Source organism: Pseudomonas sp. S3_B11, assembly GCF_054667715.1.
In genome coordinates this window covers 2812455-2828347 of the sequence record NZ_CP162749.1, presented here as the reverse complement: position 1 = coordinate 2828347, position 15893 = coordinate 2812455, and the positions used below count along the sequence as shown (strand labels likewise).

The window sequence follows — 15893 nt, the reverse complement described above, 5'->3', positions numbered from 1 at the left end:
GCCGGCAGCTTCAACGATGCATCACAGTTCCGCATGACGATGGCAACCGGCGACTTTTTGCTTGAGGCCGGGCAAGTCCAGAATGGTGACATTGCGCCCATGTATGTCCACCAGTTCCTCCTGGCGCAGGTGGGCGATGCCCCGGCAGATGGTTTCCAGGCGCAGGCCCAGGTAGGAGCCGATGGCTTCGCGGCTCATGCGCAGCACGAATTCCCTGGAGGAATAACCGCGCATGTTAAGCCGCTGGGACAGGTTCAATAGGAACGCCGCCAGGCGTTCGTCGGCGTTCATGTTGCCGAGCATCAACAGCATGCTGTGGTCGCGCACGATTTCCTGGCTCAGGAGTTTGTTCAGGTTGTGCTGCAACGACGGTAAATCGTGGGCCAGTTTTTCCAGGAGGTTGAAAGTCAGCGGGCAGACTTCGCTGTCTTCCAGGGCAATGGCATTGCAGGCGTAGTGATCGGTACTGATAGCGTCCAGGCCAAGCATTTCGCCTTGCATCTGGAACCCAGTGACCTGTTCGCGACCGTCTACCGAAAGGACGCTGGTCTTGAAGAAGCCCAACCTCACGGCATACAACGAGCGCAGTGGGTCGCCGGTGCGATACAGCGCCGTGCCTTTCTTGACCTTCACCCGCTGGGCGATCAGGGTGTCGAGGCGCTCGACTTCACCGCCCGTCAGGCCAATGGGCAGGCACAGTTCGAGCACGCTGCAGTTCGAACAAGCGGTCTTGAGCGCATGCACCTGCAGAAGTCGCGGTTCAAGCTCGCTCATGGGGAAATTTCCTTTATTTGGTGCAAGCATAGAAGAACAATTCAGCTGTGCTTGTTTTTTGTCGGCCTAAAGTGCTTCCGGCTGTCGATAGGTGCAGAACGGGTACAAAGGATGGAGGTGCTAACCTTCACTATGGGGTTTGCAGATGACGCTATTGCGTCGTGTGTGTACAGGAGGCGTTGGACTCGTTCGCGTCGTGACAGATCGATCAACGGCCAGGCGCCCTCAAACCAGTCGCAAAGCCAGCGCAGTGTGTTTATGCGGCAGTAGCGGGGCAAACTCTTCAGGCGTCAGGGTTTCCTTTTCCACCAGCAGATGGGCCCCGGTGTCCAGCTCTTCCCGATGGCTTTCCAGCAGTGTCCTGGCGCGTTGATAGGCTTCAGCGAGCAAGGCGCGAATAGCCAGGTCGACTTCCCTGGCGGTTTGTTCCGAATAGTCCTTGTCACCGATTTCCATGCGCTCGCCCAGGTAGCTCGCACTTTTGCGTTCCAGCACCGCCAGGCCAAGCGCTGTGCTCATGCCAAAGAGGGTGATCAACTGCCGGGCGATATCCGTGGCGTGAGCCAGCTCGACCTTGACACTCGAGCCAGTTGTTAGACGTTTTTTCCTGCTGTGCTTACGGCAAGGCTCAGGGCGGATGAGGCCCACAGGAAGGTTGAGCAGGCCGAGATAATGTCCGAGCAGGCGCCAGTTGCACACGACTTCGTTTTGCCCGATTCAGAAATGACCAAGGCTGACTTCAATGTCTGCACGTTGAGCCAGGTTGATCATTTCCTCTACCCGTTCGGCGTCAACGATAAACCCGCAGTAATCGTCATCCCCTGTATCCAGGTGTAGGTATCGCCTACCGAACCGGAGCAGCCATCTATCAAAGTCGTCAAGCACCTGCGTCATCGATGCGCCGCCGCCATGCTCGTAGGTGTAGGGCTCATTTATGCCGTTGGCCTTGGTTAGATAGGGCGCTAGGTACTCAAATCCGTCGTAGCCTTTCCAATCGACACTCAACAGCACGAGATACTCGAGTTTTTGTCCCCTTGCATCCTCAAGCAATCCCTCCGACAGGGCGCTGGAGGCTTCGAATCCCACGGCGAATTTACGCATGATGCGCTTGACTAGCCTGGCGTTCTCTTTTTCCGGAACCCGTGCCAACAGCGTCTGGGCGAAAGTTTTAAGGGCCTGTTCCTGCTCCTGATTCTGGCAAGGCCGAAGCTCTTTCATGATCGCAGCAGTGCTGAGGTCGGTTTCATCGGGCGCTGGCATGCTAAAACGTCCACCGAATAAACGATCAAAGATCCCCATGCTATTCGACTGCCTCTATCGTCCATCTAACATGCGATCTCGGCCCTCTGAATTCCGTCGCTACAAACATCCCGTATGTCTCCAGGTAAGCATGGACAGTGATTTCTTCGCTGGCGTAATCAATGCGCTTGCAACTGAGCTCCTTGGCATTTCCGATTAAAGCTGGATGATAGGCACTGGCTGGTTTCTGCGATTGCACTTCACAACTGAATTGTTTTACGACGGGGCGGCGGTTTCTCGCGCCGGAATAGTAAGGCGGTCGTTCCGTCGAGTACCGCAGACTGGTGCCTACTGGCATGTTTGCCCAGTCGCCCTCGAATTTAAGGGTGTTGAGAGTGTTTTCCCGAAAGCTGAATCCATCGTTGCCGCGTCGAAACTCACTATGTGCAAGGTCGATCAAGTCACGGAAACTGACGATCACCCGCTGTCCTCGCTCGTCTTTGGATCGTCGAGTCAAGTGTTTTCCCGTTTCGCCCGGGAGATAGGTGTAGTCATAAACTTCCTGTTTTGTCGTCGAATCCTGGCGTACCACACGCAGATGCTGAATGCTTTTCTGCGGTTCAGGCATATTCAACGCTTCGATGGATTTCAAGACAGGAGCGGCAGGTGTTGGCGCAGGTAACTCGAATGAGGATTGGATACGCCTTTCATAGGGTTTATATCGGTCCTGGGATTTCGGGCTGCCACAGGCCGCCTCAAACAGTGGCCGCTCTTCCATCGGCAGGCTTTTTAAAGCGATGGCTTCTGGTTCCGTGTTCAGGCGTCCACCGAGCACGCGGTGCTCTTTATCAATGTAAAAGGAACTCAATTCGGTGAGTTGCTGCAATGAGCAGTTAGCGAGCCACCGTTGCTGTATTTGTCCATAGAGGAGGTCGGCTCTGGGCACCCTTGCCTCAGAGGGTAATACGCGAGCGCTCCAAAAAGTCACCTCATCGCGTTGTGCCTTCAGGCTGGCACGGTCCAACAACTGCCAATCCCCCCGTTCCGGCGTTGTCAACATTCGCCAGTCCGGCGGTGCCGTCTGGGCACACACTTGTTTGAGCTGCGCACTTTGCAGGTACTGGGGCATTTGTTGGGCAGGCAGCTGCCAAGACTCTTCGGTCTTTCCTCGTGGGTCGATGGAGAATCTCTTCATCCCTCCATTGACCTTGTAAGCCATCTGCGCTTGAGGGCGAACGCAATTGGCATCGAATCGCGCCATGAAGCCCAAGGCCTGAGCCGCGGGTGACACCACCATATAGGTCACCCGATCTCCATCGCGAATGATGGAGTTTGGCAAAGGGGGCTCGGCCAAGGCTTGGTTGAAGACAGTGAGTCCTTCCAAGTCCACGCCAGGGGTGGCTTGGCTGACGGGTGCAGGTGCGGTCGCCTGGCATCCGGAAAGAAGCAGCGCAGTGATGAGCGCTGACGAACAGCTGGAACGGTGAAGCGTGGCATCCATGCGAGTGCACTTTAATCGACTGCGAAGCGTGGCATGGTAGCAGGGGGCGTAGGCCGAAACACTACCGAGGAGAAGTTTCAGAACCCCAGCCGGCCCAGCCTTTACCGGCGTCGAAAAAAGCATTTCAGTCAAGGCATGGGACTTTTCTATCAGGGACAGTGGACGTCAGAATGATACGAACTGCCATCCCCACCCCCACCAGCACGCCAGCAAGGCCGGACGCTTCTAGAAGCGTTGGCAGCCGCTGATGAAACAACAGGCCCAGTAGTGTGGCAAATAGTGATTCCAGGGATATCAACTGTCCGGAAAGCACCATGGGAAGGCGACGGGACGCCGCGTTCCACGCCCAGGCCCCGATGACTGACGACATCAGCGCAATCACCAGACCCCAGGCATACAGGTGTCCCGCCAGGGAAACACTGAAACCCAGGCTTGGCAGCTTGAGAAGATCAAACGCTTGCGCTGCTGGTAACAAGCACAAGGTGCCGATCCCTGCGCCGACCATCATGAGGCCGGTCCAGGCCCCCGAAGCGCTGGCCGACAGGTTGACCAAGGCGCCCTGGTTCAACCAACTGAATACGAGCCACAAGAGCACCGCACCGATCGAGAAAAACACGCCCGTCAACCATGAACCGCCGTCGCTCAGGGGCTGCTGGATACTGCCGATGTTCGACAGCAATAGCCCTCCCGTTAAAAAAACCAGCGGTATCGCCAGCTTTCGCCATGGGAGGGTTTTGTGGGTGGCGTTGCCGAGCAGTGCCTGCAGGACCGGCACCATGCCAATAAACGCCGGGGTCAGTACCGGCCCGGTAAACATGACGCCTGCGGCAATGCAACTGCTGTAGCCGAGATACCCGATGACCCCCAGGCTGGCGCCAAGTAGCAGTTGGCTGCGACGCATACGCCGGAGCTGGGTTCGATAGCCCACCACGACAGCCACACCCAGCGCCCCGGCGATCAGGAACCGTATGATCATCAGATCGTGGATCGTGTAGGCACCGACGACGTAAGGCGCAACGAAATTCAACGCCCAGCCCAGCGTCGCGATGATGGCAAGGCTTACGCCGGCGAGGGTGTTCGAGTAGGCATTGGGCATTCATGCATATCCTTAAGGTATTGAACTCATGTTGCACAGCGTCGCAGCTATGCTACAAACGAGTTCTCGGCCCTGGATGCATTACCTCTGATTATGAATACCCTTGGAAAATCATTGCCGCCGCTTGCCAGCTTGTTGCCCTTCGAAGCGGCTGCGCGCCTGGAGAGTTTTTCCAAGGCCGCCGAGGAACTGCACATCACCCAAGCGGCGATCAGTCGGCAGATCCGTGGGCTCGAAGAGGACTTGGGGCTGAAGCTTTTCTGCCGTCGTAACCGCGCCGTCTTCCTGACCCCCCAAGGACGTGAGTTGGGCCGTGTGGTGAGTAACGCGTTGCAAAGTATCAGTGCCAGTGCTGTCAGCCTTCGTCAATCGCCAGGTAAAAACCGAGTCGTTTTGCTGTGCCAATTATGCGAAGCGTTCTATTGGTTGATGCCGCGGCTCTCGACGTTCCACCAGCGATACCCGGAAATCGAGATCCAGGTGGCCACATCCACCGGGCCGCTGACTGAGTTCAATGAGCATTTTGACGTGGCCCTGCAAAGCACGGGACGGCCCAGCGGCGTCCATGGCTTGATGTTTACTGCCGCTGATGAAGTGTTTCCCGTATGCAGTCCTCATTACCTGCGTACCCACAAAGCGTTGCAAGTCCGTGACCTGAAGTCCCACACCCTTTTGCACTATCACGCTACGCCGCCTCATTGGATGCAGTGGGGTGCCTGGTTCCAGGCGTTTGGACAGCCGTTCGACAACGCTTCCGAGGGTTCGGTGTTCGATAGCTACCCCTTGATGCTCCAGGCGGCGGTCGAGGGGCATGGCATCGCATTGGGGTGGCGGCGCACCGCCCAAGGGCTGCTTGAGAGCGGTGCGTTGGTGAGGCCTTGCGCAGAAAGTGTCCCTTTGCCTGATGCGATATCGGTATTCAGCCGGCCGGGCGGGGAAGGTCGGGTTGAGGTAAGCGCGCTGCTCGACTGGCTTGAAGGTGAATTGGGAAGTGATCGTCAGGCCGGCTTCGGTCCGTCGCGGTTAAACCGTTGAAGCTGCCATGACGGATAAAGTATTGGTATCCATTGTTGCAGGGTCAGAACGGCCCCAGCTTGAGGGGGTACTGGATGACGATATACAGCCGGTCGATGTCATCGCCGCCCTGGCTGCTATTGGCGCGATGGGTGACATGGGACAGTTGCAGCGACAGGTCCTTGGCCGGGCCTGACTGCACGATGTAATGCAGGTCCAGGTCGCGCTCCCAATGGCGTCCGCCAGCGCCTTGTTGCGGACTGTAAATGCCAGTGTCGCTATCGAACAGGTTGTAGGCGCCGCCTTGGGGGGCATGGCTACCGTCTATCCCGCGTCCAGTCACATAGCGGGCCATGAAGCTCAGGCCGGGGACGCCCAAGGTGCCCAGGTCAAGGTCGTAGCGCGCTTGCCATGAGCGCTCACCCGGGCCGTTGAAGTCGGCATATTTGATCGAGTTGGCCAGGTAGATGGAGTCGCCGCCGACGAAATCGAAGGGCGTGTCGCCGTTGATTTTCTGATAGGCCAGGGTGAACGCCTGGGCATTGAGCCGGTATTTGCCACTCAGGCTATAAGCCGTGGTGTCGATGGCCCCGGCGTTGGCCTTGCCATAGTCGCGGGTGTGATACAGGTTGCCGTCAAGGAACAGTTCGCCAAGGGTGGCATGCAGGTCGGCATAGTACTGGCGCCAGGTGTCGCTCAGTTCGGAGGCGTAGAGCGCGCCGCCCAGGGCTTGGCCGGTGAACAGGTCGGCGCCGATCAAGTCGATGGCGCCGTTGCGCGTCGTCGCCCCATACCCGGAAAAGTCACCCTTGCTGGTCGAGGCGTCCTGATTCTTGAACGCACTGAAGTGGCCCGCCTGCAGATCGACCCCTTCGACCTCGCGGCTGGAGAGCAGCAGGCCGCTGGCGTATTCGGGTTGCAGGCGCTTGTCTGCGGTGTCGAATACCGGGCTCTGCACAGTCATTTCGCCGACCGCCAGGGTGGTGCGTGAGGTGTTGAATTTCAGCGCGCCACCCGCACTGGAGTAGTGGTCCTCGCTTCGTCCGTTCTCATCCAGCGGCAACAATCCCGTTCCGGAATGCCCCTTGCCGCCGTCCAGTTTCAACCCCAGGAACGCGTGGGCATCGATGCCTACGCCGATCGTGCCGGGGGTGAAGCCGGACTCGAACGAGGCGATGAAGCCCTGGGCCCATTCCTGTTTGTAGCTTTTGCCGGCCGGGGTCGGGGTGCGATAGTCATTGTTGAGGTAGAAGTTGCGGCTGAGGACTTCCAGCGTCGCGCCGTCGAGAAAGCCAGGCGTGCTTTGTGCGAGCTGCGCTGCCATCGCCGGTGCGGCGCTGCCGGTGAGCAGGGCAAGCAGCCAGAGCGGTTTCAGGGCGACGGTTGAGTGGTGTTGTGCAGGCAACATGCTTCATTTCCATGTGAAATTGGGCGGGCGAAGAGGGCGGTACTACGCGCAGCCAGGTGTGTACGGCTGAGCGCGCAGTTCCCGACACCGCCAGGCAAACGGATTGATGCCTTCGCTGTGGGTGAAGATGTGACAAAAGTGCGCCTGGTCGCAGAACCCGCATTCCAGGCTGATTTGCGTCAGGGTCAAGTCGGTCTCCCGGATCAGTTGCTTGGCCCGGGCGATGCGCTGGCTACGGATCCAGGCTTGAGGGGACTGGCCGGTGCTGCATTTGAATGCTCGGGAAAAATGACTGCGGGACAGGGCGCAGGCCTTGGCCAGTTCGGTGATTTCCAGCGTGTCGCTGAGGCCGTCGAGAATCACTTTCTTGACCAGGCTTTCGCGCCAGGGAGACAGGCCCCCGGTGCCGGCTTTGCGCGTTGGCTTGATGGCCGCCCTGACGGTGGTGTGTGATGCACGAGCCATGACAAAAACTCCGTGTCAGTGGGAAATGCCGGGCGCACCGTACGGTGGACGGCCAGCTTCCCGCTTGAGAAAACAGGTCTGGGCAGAGGGCTTCATTCTTGGGCGTGAGGCGCGAGCGTGCGAGTTAAACGTTGTTAATTGCGTTCAGGTGCAGCACCGGACGCAGTACTCACTCAGCACATGCCTGCAAGTTCTGCGGGGTGAGACGAGTGCATGATGACCTTCTCCGGCTGGTGTATGAGTGGCCGTTCTTCTGACTCGATCAAGGTGAAGGTATGAAGCATTCTCTGGCGTGCACACTGCGCGGGGCGGGCCTGGCATTGGCGCTGACATCGCTGGGCGCCCTGGCCCAGGCGCCGCTGCAGGGCACTCAAGTACCCGGTTACTACCGCTTGGCGGTGGGCGACTACGAAGTGACGGCGCTGTTCGATGGCTACAACGATCTGTCGCCCAAGCTGCTCGAAGGCCTGAGCCAAAGCCAGATCCGCGCCTTGCTCGCCCGTCGCTCGATTGAAACGCCGGGGGTGCAGACCGCGTTCAACGCTTTTCTGGTCAATACCGGTAAGCAACTGATCCTGGTGGACACCGGTGCCGGCCAATGTATCGGCGCCACGGCTGGAATGCTCTCGGCGAACATGCAGGCCGCCGGTTATCGCCCGGAGCAGGTCGATGCCATCTTGCTCACTCATTTGCACCTGGATCACGTGTGCGGGCTGGTCGACGACAAGCAGCAACCGCTGTTTGCCAACGCTACAGTCTATGCCGCGAAGGCAGAAGCCGATTACTGGCTCGATCCCCAGGCACTGGCGAAGGCGCCGGCCGGTGCCCGGGAATTCTTCAAGATCGCTCAGGATTCCACCGCCCCTTATGTGGCAGCCGGCCGCTTCAAGACCTTCGCCAGCGGTCAGTCGCCGCTGCCCGATGTCGACGCCGAGCTGGAGCCAGGGCATACGCCCGGCAGTACCACGTACCGGTTTACCTCCCAAGGCCAGAGCATCCTGTTCATGGGGGACCTGGTGCATAACCTGGCGGTGCAGTTCGAGCATCCTGAAGTGTCGATTCGTTTTGATGTCGACAATCAACAGGCAATCAAGAGCCGGGCCAAGGTGTTCAATTCCTCGGCCACTACCAGGACCTGGGTGACAGCGGCGCATTTGCCGTTTCCGGGGATAGGGCATATCAGTGCAGTGGGCGGGCACTTCCAGTGGGTACCGGTCGAGTACGGGCCTTATCAACGGGCAGCCAAGGTGCCGATGATCGAGTGAAATCCAATCGCTCGCGCCGTTAGAACAGGTGTTGCCTCACGGCCGGAGACCTCGACACCCGGGCGTCGGCGTCAGCGCGTTTGAACCTGAGGCTGCAACTGTCCGCCGACTATGGATATTTCCTTGAGCTGCAAACCGTCGCGCACGACGAACAATGCGTCCATCCCGCGTTCTTGTGCCAGGCGGGGGCCTTGGGTTTCACCCAGCACCATCAGCGCTGTGGCCCAGGCGTCGGCGAGCATGCATGAAGTCGACACCACCGTGACGGCTGCGAGTGCGTTGCACAGTGGGGCGCCGGTGGCCGGGTTCATTGTGTGGGCGAAGGATTGCCCACAGACGTCGACCCAGTGTCGATAATCCCCGGAGGTGGCGATGGCGGCGTCGCTGAGTTCCATCACGCCCATGACCTCACGCACGCCCCGGCGGGGTTTTTCCAGGGCCACGACCCAGGGCTGCCCATCAGGTTTGCTGCCGCGGGCGCGCATCTCGCCGTCGATGCCTACCAGGTAGCGCGCGATGCCAAACCTGTCCAGGCAGCGGGCCAGCTCATCGACACCAAAACCTTTGGCAATGCCGTTCAAATTGAGGTTAAGCGGTGCCTGTTTGCGCACCAGGTTGCGTTGTGAATCAACGACCAGCGCTGCACTGGCCGAGCGTCGAGTTGGCGCAGGCACCGGTTCGGTGATGGACAGCTCGCCGGGACCGAAGCCCCAGGCGTCCACCAGATCACCAACGGCGATATCGAAGGCGCCGCCCGATTGGCGGCTGACGCGCAGCGCCGCAGACAATACCGTGGTCAGTTCCTCGGGCAGCGCTATCCATTCCTGCAACGGTGCGTTGTTGAGGCGATTGAGGTCCGAATCGGCTTTCCAGGTCGACATTTGCTGGTCCACCCGGCCCTCGGCGTGCGCCAGGCTGCGACTGATCGGGCGGGTGTCGAGTTCGGTTTCGGCATAGAACAGGGCGGTATAGCGCGTGCCCATGGTTTCGCCGCTCAGGCTGTAGCGCTGCAATTCAGTAGACGTCTTCACGATAGCGTCCTTGTGCCTTGAGGGTCCGCACATTCAGGTTCAGCGGTGCCAGTACTTCGTCCAGGGCCAGCATCACCCCCTTGGCCATCTCGCGACCGCCGCAAACCAGTACCTGGGCGCCTTTTTCGATCAGCCGACGCAACATCAGGGCGTCGCTGATCAGCCGGTCCTGCACGTAGGAACGGTCCATGACCTGGGAAAAGGCTGCGTGCAATGCGGTGAGACGCTGGTCCGCCAAGTAATGGTTAAGCTCGGCTTCGTAGAGGAAATCCGAGGTCGGGTTGCGCCCGCCCCAATACAAGTGCATGGGGTGGTGGGCCTTGTTGTTGCGGATAAAACCGGTCAGCGGGCCGATGCCGGTACCGGCACCGATCAGGATCACCGGATGAGCGCCCGACGCGGGACGAAATTGTGGATTCGGTTGGATAAAGGCGTCGATGGTCGCCCCGATCTCCAAGCTGTGAAGGAATGACGAGCACAGACCTCCTTTGTGTTTGCGTACGCAGATCTCCAGCACTCCGTCTTGTGAACTGCTGGCCAGCGAGTAGAACCGCGGGAGGGGGTTGCCAGGGGACAGGATGCCGACCAGATCACCGGCTTCAAAGGCCGGTAACGTTCCTGATGCTTTGAAACGCAGCACGTGGGTGGGCGCGCCTACCTGTTCACCATAGGCAATGCGCTCGACCAGGATCAGTTGATGGGTGCGGGGCGGCTGTGGGGTGTGGGTCAGCGTCAAGTCATGCCCCAGCACTTCACCCACGGCGTGGCCCCACCGAGCGAACTCCTGGGAGGACTGGCGGTTGATGGTTTCCAGGTCGATCAACGGCGTGCCACTGGCCTGCAACAAGGCTTCCTGTACTTGATGGGCAAACTGACAGAACTGCGCAAACTGCCGGTCGCCAAAACCCAGCACGGCAAACGCCTGGCCAGGTTTCAGGCCGGCTTCGGCCAGCCGCGCCAGGAACTGCGAAGCCGAGGCCGGAGCATTGCCGTCACCGTGGGTCGCGGTGAGGATCAACACGCGTTGAGCGTTGCCGTAGTCGTTGGCGTATTGATTCATTGCCGCGCTGTGAACGCGGTGGCCGGCTTGATGCAAGGCTTCATGCAAGGTGTTGGCAAAGCCCCAGGTGCTGTTGGTTTCGCTGCCGACCAGGATCACGGTGTCGGCGGTTTGCGCAGCGCTGTTATGGCGGATATTCGGCCCGGCCTGGCGGCGACGCCACCAGATCAGGATGCCGGTGATGCTCATCAGGGGCACGCCGAGGGCACAGAGGCCCAGCAACAGGCCCAGCCACCAGAGCCCTTCACCGGTGTGCAACTGATAGATCAACTCGTAGACGTTGCGCATCGAGTCGTGAGCTTGATAGGACAACAGGACACCGCTGACCGGGTCCACGTAGCCGTCACCCTGGGCCGTGCGCAGGGAAAACACGTCTTGCGGATTATTCGGGCTGGGATAGACGAGCTCGCGCAGGTCGGTCAGATCGGTGGCCTGCAAAGCTTGCAGGCTCGCCACGGGCGAGGCCGAGCCTGCGCTGATGTGGTCGGGGAATGCAGGCTCGCTCTGACTGCCATCGGCGATGAAGTCGAAGGTCGTGGCGCACATGTAGAGCCCGCTCAGTGCCGATAACAGCAGCCCAAGCAACGCTAGGCGACCGACCTCAGCGTGCCAGCGCTGGCTGAAGTCGCCCCGCAATGGCCGCAGCAGGTTGCGCCAGCCGCCGACCCGCCGGACCAGCAATAGCGCCCCGGACACCGACAGCATCAGCATGAACAGCGCGCCGACGCCTGACACCCCGTGGCCCGGTGTGCCAAGAAACAGCGAGCGGTGCAGGTCTTTCATCCAGCGTGAGAAAGCGGAGGGTTCGTAGGGGGCCAGGCCTCGCCCGGTCAGTGGGTCGACCTTTTCGGCCCCGACCCGGCCGTCCTGATTGAAGTAGACAATGACGGTCCCGGACGCTGTGCGCTGGATCTGCTCCACGCCCGGAAAGTGACTGGCAACGCGTCCGGCCAACTGGCCGACATTGACTTGCCCGGCCGCAGTGGACGTGTTGTTCAGGCGTTCAAGGGCCGGATCGACAGACAACATCGCGCCGCTGATGGCCAAGAGCATGACCAACAGGGCGGCGATCAGACCGGGCAGGGAGTGGAGCTGGCGAAGCATGTTCGGCCTCCGAACAGGTAGGTGCTACAAATCGTAAGTAAAGGAATCGACGTAGGTATTACCGGCCGCCGGCTTGCCTGCGCCTTCGCGGGTCAATGGCACGCTGACGTCGGCGCGGGCATCACGCTTATCCTCGACGGCGCTATCGATACGGATCTGGTACCCGGCGTCGATCAGGGTGTCTGCCAGCTCGACGCTGACTTTGAGGGTGTCGCCGCTGCCAACGCTGGCGCCGCTGACGCCGTCGTACTCGCTGGGGTTCAGCTTGCTTCCACGGGCCCAGTCGGCCAGGTGCTTGTAGTACTTGGTCTTTTTGCCAGCCACCCAGAGGGTTTTCTGGTACTGGCCGCTGGCGTCGGTGACGTAGATCGCCAGGTACGCATCGTTGCCGCTGTAGCGCTTGAGCTGGGTGGTGAGGGTTACTTCACGGGCCTGAGCCAGCCCCGGCAGAATGATGGCGCCGGCGAGGCAGGTTGCAGCGATGATTTTTTTCATGGGGTTGTCCTTTTGATCGTTGGGGCGAGAGCCTGGACCTGCTTGCTGACAGCAACCTGAACGGCAGGATCAACGCGTCGAAATGTCACGGTGCGGGGGCAGGGGCGAGGTAAGCGCTGGCATCGTCATCGTCCCGGAAGTAGATCTCGAGCTTGCGCAGGTGCAGCGACGCCGGTGCGTAGCGGGCCTCGATGACATTGCCCTGGCGGTCCAGGCCCTTGAGCTTGTAGCAGCCGTCGTCGACCTTGATGCGCTGCACCTTCCAGCCGTACCGCTGTTCCACCTGCAGGCGCAGGGTTTCCCGTGGCTGCCAGTCGTTGACCGGTTCGCCGCAGTCGTCATCGGCCAAGGCGTAACCGTTGGCCAGCACACTTATCAGCGCAGTGCTGGCGATAAAACCTGATTTCATGATCTGTCTCCTGCCGGGGGCTTCGTTGTGGGCATACCCTACGGTGCATTCCTGACAGCCAGCTGAATCTTCAGATTCACGTCAGGTAAGGCCGCTAAGGTGCGGCAAACCACGATTACAGGAGCTGCCCGATGCGGGTTTTATTGGTTGAGGACTCGCCACGGTTGGGGGATGCGGTGCGCGAGCAGATCGCCGATGACGGCCATGCCGTTGATTGGGTGCAAAACCTTGCCCAAGCACGCAGCAGCGTGAGCACCACCGCTTATGACCTGATCCTGCTTGACTTGATGTTGCCGGACGGTCGAGGGCTGGACTTCCTGCGTCAGCGGCGCAGCGCAGGTGACGCGACTGCGGTGATCATCCTGACGGCCCAGGACCAGATCTCTGATCGAATCGCCGGTCTCAATGCCGGTGCCGACGATTACCTGGTCAAACCCTTCGATCTGTTTGAACTGTCGGCCCGTGTGGCTGCGGTGGCCCGTCGTTACAGCGGCAACCCCAATCCCCAGATCAGGCTTGGTGAGCTGCACGTCGATATGACGGCCCGTACGTTGCAGCGGGCCGGCGTGGCCGTGGAACTCACGGCCCGGGAATGGGCGCTGTTGGAGGCATTCATCCAGCGTCCCGGCGCGCTGCTGTCCAAGGGGCAACTCGAAGATCGGCTGTACGCCTTCGGTGCCGAAATCGAAAGCAACACGATCGAGGTCTATATCAGTCGATTGCGCAAGAAACTCGGGCGCGACCTGATCGAGACCGTGCGGGGCATGGGTTACCGGATGGTGTCGGCATGAAGACGACCTTCAGCCTGCAAAAACGTCTGGGCCTGGGCCTGACACTGGGCATGACGTTGCTCTGGCTGGTGGCGACAGTCGGCACCTGGCGCGGCGTACGACATGAGTTGAACGAGGCCTTTGACAGCGCACTGGAAGAGACCGCCCAACGCATCCTGCCCCTGGCCGTGCTGGAAATCAGCAACCGGGAAACCCCGGGCGAGGCGCAGCAGGTTGCCACTTTGAAGATGCACAAGGAGTACTTGAGTTATCTGGTGCGCGATGCCGAGGGCAAGGTCCTGATGCAGTCCCACGATGCCAACCCGAAGGTATTCAGCAAACATCCGATTGAAGGTTTCTCCACGACTGGAAAGTACCGTCTGTATGGCGCCAGTGCGCTGCGCGAGACGGTATTCATCGAAGTCGCCGAGCCGCTGCGCCATCGTCGTGGGGCCGCACGAGAAGCCTTGTTTGCCTTGTTGTGGCCATTATTGGCGCTGATCCCCATCAGCCTGTTGGGGACCTGGCTATTGGTGCGCATGAGCCTGGGCAGCGTGCTGGCCTATCGTCACGCCGTAGAGGCCCGCGGCGTGGGTGATCTGTCGCCGATCAAGGTGTCGCGCCTGCCGGCAGAAATCAACCCCTTGGCGGATGCGGTCAACCGCCTGCTGGAGCGCTTGCGCAAGGCCCTGGAGGCCGAACGCAGCTTCACCGCCAACAGCGCACATGAGCTGCGTACACCCTTGGCCGCGACATTGGCGCAAGTCCAGCGGCTGTACCAGGAGGCCCCTGAAGGTCCGTTGCGTTTACGTGCGAAAAAAATCGAAAGCGCTTTGCGCGAATTGGCCCGGTTATCGGAAAAACTCATGCAACTGGCCAAGGCTGAAGGGGGCGGACTGCTCTCGCAAACGCCCCAGGACCTGGTCCCATTGTTGGCTCACGTGGTGGATGAGTGGCGGCACAACAGCAGCCGCCAGATCGCGCTGCAACTTCCTGCCCAGGCCCATGTGTATTCGACCGTCGACCCGGACGCCTTCGGCATCCTGTTGCGCAATCTGATCGAAAACGCATTGAAGTACGGTGCGATGGATCAACCCATCGAAGTCACCCTCACGGACCAGGCACTGCTGCGGGTGATCAATGCCGGACCGGTGGTGCCGGTGGCCGTCCTGCAGAACCTGACCGAACGTTTCGTGCGCGGCCAGAGCGAAACCAGTGGGTCGGGATTGGGCTTGGCGATCGTCAAGACGATTGTGCAGGGGATCAATGGACGAATCGAATTGTTGTCCCCGGCAAAAGACCGACAGGAGGGGTTCGAGGTGCAGGTCCGGCTACCGCTTGCCACTGTTGCCGCCGGCCATTCGTCAGCCAGCTAACCTGCGCATTCTTGACAAGCAATCGACCTTGAGCAAATACTCTCGTGCATATTCATATATATGACTAGATAACAAGGTGAATAAGGTCAATGAAATCTCTCTCCAGTGATGTCCGCCTGCCGCTGTATCAACGTTTACGCGACCAATTGGCTGAACAGATCGCCAATAACCGTTGGCGTCCGGGGGAGGCGATTCCTACTGAAGCGGTACTCTCGGCCGAATACCAGTTGTCTACCGGCACGGTGCGCAAGGCCATCGATGCGCTGGTCAGCGAGGGCGTCCTGGAGCGCCAGCAGGGGCGCGGCACCTTCATTCGCCGGCCGCAATTCCAGTCGTCGCTGTTCCGGTTTTTCCGCTTTCAAAGCGCTTCAGGCGAACGCCGGGTTCCCGAGAGCCGGATCCTGTCCGTGGAGCCGGTGGCCGCGCCTTCGGCGGTGGCCCAGGCGCTGGGGTTGCCGGCGGATGCGCCGGTGATTCGCATCGTGCGGGTGCGTCTGCTGGATGTGGCGCCGGTGCTCGCCGAAGAAATCTGGCTGCCCCGCGACCGTTTCCAACCCTTGCTCGAGATCGACCTGAGTCAAAAGGGACCGCTGCTTTATCCCATCTATGAAGAAACCTGCGGCCAGGTGGTCGCCTCTGCCGAAGAAACCCTCACCGCTGAATCGGTGAATGAGGTGTACGCGCGGCTGCTGCAGGTGCCGGTCAACAGTCCGGTGGTGGTGATCGAGCGTCTGGCGCGGGACTACGCCGGCAATCCCCTGGAGTGGCGACGCTCGCGCGGGCATGCCGAGCACTTCCGCTACAGCGTGGAAATCCGCTGACCCTACCGGGTTAGCGGCGAGTCGGTCGCCGCAGCCCTTATCGTTTTGTTTGCCATGACTGGCCC

Annotated in this window: 15 protein-coding genes and 1 pseudogene; 5 read left to right on the top strand and 11 right to left on the bottom strand. The window is 60.2% G+C overall.

What is annotated here, in order from left to right:
- Positions 1 to 21: 21 nt before the first annotated feature.
- From fnr to AB4O22_RS12915, 5 genes and pseudogenes are all read right to left on the bottom strand, one after another.
- Positions 22 to 774: a fumarate/nitrate reduction transcriptional regulator Fnr gene (gene fnr, locus AB4O22_RS12935; protein ID WP_223471785.1), complete on the bottom strand. Its 753-nt coding sequence runs from the start codon at positions 772 to 774 to the stop codon at positions 22 to 24.
- Between the two features lie 225 nt (positions 775 to 999).
- Positions 1000 to 1374, bottom strand: a pseudogene (locus AB4O22_RS12930) (ATP-dependent zinc metalloprotease FtsH); the annotation flags it as partial.
- Between the two features lie 117 nt (positions 1375 to 1491).
- Entirely contained in the window at positions 1492 to 2034 is a 543-nt protein-coding gene (locus tag AB4O22_RS12925) for a DUF6630 family protein (RefSeq protein WP_317846361.1), read from the bottom strand.
- 40 nt (positions 2035 to 2074) lie between these two features.
- Positions 2075 to 3514 (bottom strand): hypothetical protein, encoded by a 1440-nt coding sequence (locus AB4O22_RS12920; protein WP_460096440.1) that lies wholly within the window; start codon positions 3512 to 3514, stop codon positions 2075 to 2077.
- Positions 3515 to 3638: 124 nt separating this feature from the next.
- Positions 3639 to 4610: a DMT family transporter gene (locus AB4O22_RS12915; protein WP_460096439.1), complete on the bottom strand. Its 972-nt coding sequence runs from the start codon at positions 4608 to 4610 to the stop codon at positions 3639 to 3641.
- A gap of 93 nt (positions 4611 to 4703) precedes the next feature.
- Between AB4O22_RS12915 and AB4O22_RS12910 the strand changes: the two genes are divergently transcribed.
- A complete protein-coding gene (locus AB4O22_RS12910) occupies positions 4704 to 5645 on the top strand; it encodes a LysR substrate-binding domain-containing protein (protein WP_223471789.1) in 942 nt (313 codons plus the stop codon).
- Positions 5646 to 5688: 43 nt separating this feature from the next.
- On the opposite strand, the gene AB4O22_RS12905 is transcribed toward AB4O22_RS12910, so the two are convergent.
- On the bottom strand, positions 5689 to 7032 hold the full coding sequence (locus tag AB4O22_RS12905; RefSeq protein ID WP_460096438.1) for an OprD family porin: 1344 nt from the start codon (positions 7030 to 7032) through the stop codon (positions 5689 to 5691).
- Between the two features lie 42 nt (positions 7033 to 7074).
- The gene (locus tag AB4O22_RS12900) at positions 7075 to 7497 is read right to left on the bottom strand and encodes a helix-turn-helix domain-containing protein (RefSeq protein ID WP_460096437.1); all 423 of its coding nucleotides are present in this window, start codon (positions 7495 to 7497) and stop codon (positions 7075 to 7077) included.
- Between the two features lie 275 nt (positions 7498 to 7772).
- On the opposite strand from AB4O22_RS12900, the gene AB4O22_RS12895 reads away from it, so the two are divergent.
- Positions 7773 to 8762 carry an MBL fold metallo-hydrolase gene (locus AB4O22_RS12895; RefSeq protein WP_460096436.1) on the top strand — a complete coding sequence of 330 codons (990 nt, stop codon included), beginning with the start codon at positions 7773 to 7775 and terminating at the stop codon, positions 8760 to 8762.
- A 71-nt stretch (positions 8763 to 8833) separates the two neighbouring features.
- Here AB4O22_RS12895 and AB4O22_RS12890 read toward each other — a convergent pair whose 3' ends face one another.
- From AB4O22_RS12890 to AB4O22_RS12875, 4 genes are all read right to left on the bottom strand, one after another.
- Complete coding sequence (locus AB4O22_RS12890) at positions 8834 to 9793, bottom strand: FAD:protein FMN transferase (protein ID WP_460096435.1); 960 nt, start codon at positions 9791 to 9793, stop codon at positions 8834 to 8836.
- Positions 9777 to 11957: a PepSY domain-containing protein gene (locus AB4O22_RS12885; protein ID WP_460096434.1), complete on the bottom strand. Its 2181-nt coding sequence runs from the start codon at positions 11955 to 11957 to the stop codon at positions 9777 to 9779. The genes AB4O22_RS12890 and AB4O22_RS12885 overlap by 17 nt, the downstream gene beginning before the upstream one ends.
- Positions 11958 to 11981: 24 nt before the next feature.
- Positions 11982 to 12452 (bottom strand): DUF2271 domain-containing protein, encoded by a 471-nt coding sequence (locus tag AB4O22_RS12880; protein ID WP_460096433.1) that lies wholly within the window; start codon positions 12450 to 12452, stop codon positions 11982 to 11984.
- A gap of 85 nt (positions 12453 to 12537) precedes the next feature.
- Entirely contained in the window at positions 12538 to 12861 is a 324-nt protein-coding gene (locus tag AB4O22_RS12875) for a PepSY domain-containing protein (RefSeq protein ID WP_013693168.1), read from the bottom strand.
- A 131-nt stretch (positions 12862 to 12992) separates the two neighbouring features.
- On the opposite strand from AB4O22_RS12875, the gene AB4O22_RS12870 reads away from it, so the two are divergent.
- The 3 genes from AB4O22_RS12870 to AB4O22_RS12860 all read left to right on the top strand — a co-directional run bounded on the left by AB4O22_RS12870 (position 12993) and on the right by AB4O22_RS12860 (position 15828).
- A complete protein-coding gene (locus AB4O22_RS12870; protein ID WP_003201201.1) occupies positions 12993 to 13652 on the top strand; it encodes a response regulator transcription factor in 660 nt (219 codons plus the stop codon).
- On the top strand, positions 13649 to 15007 hold the full coding sequence (locus tag AB4O22_RS12865) for a sensor histidine kinase (RefSeq protein WP_460096432.1): 1359 nt from the start codon (positions 13649 to 13651) through the stop codon (positions 15005 to 15007). Before AB4O22_RS12870 ends, AB4O22_RS12865 begins: the two co-directional genes overlap by 4 nt.
- Before the next feature lie 89 nt (positions 15008 to 15096).
- Entirely contained in the window at positions 15097 to 15828 is a 732-nt protein-coding gene (locus AB4O22_RS12860) for a GntR family transcriptional regulator (RefSeq protein WP_460096431.1), read from the top strand.
- Positions 15829 to 15893: the final 65 nt, after the last annotated feature.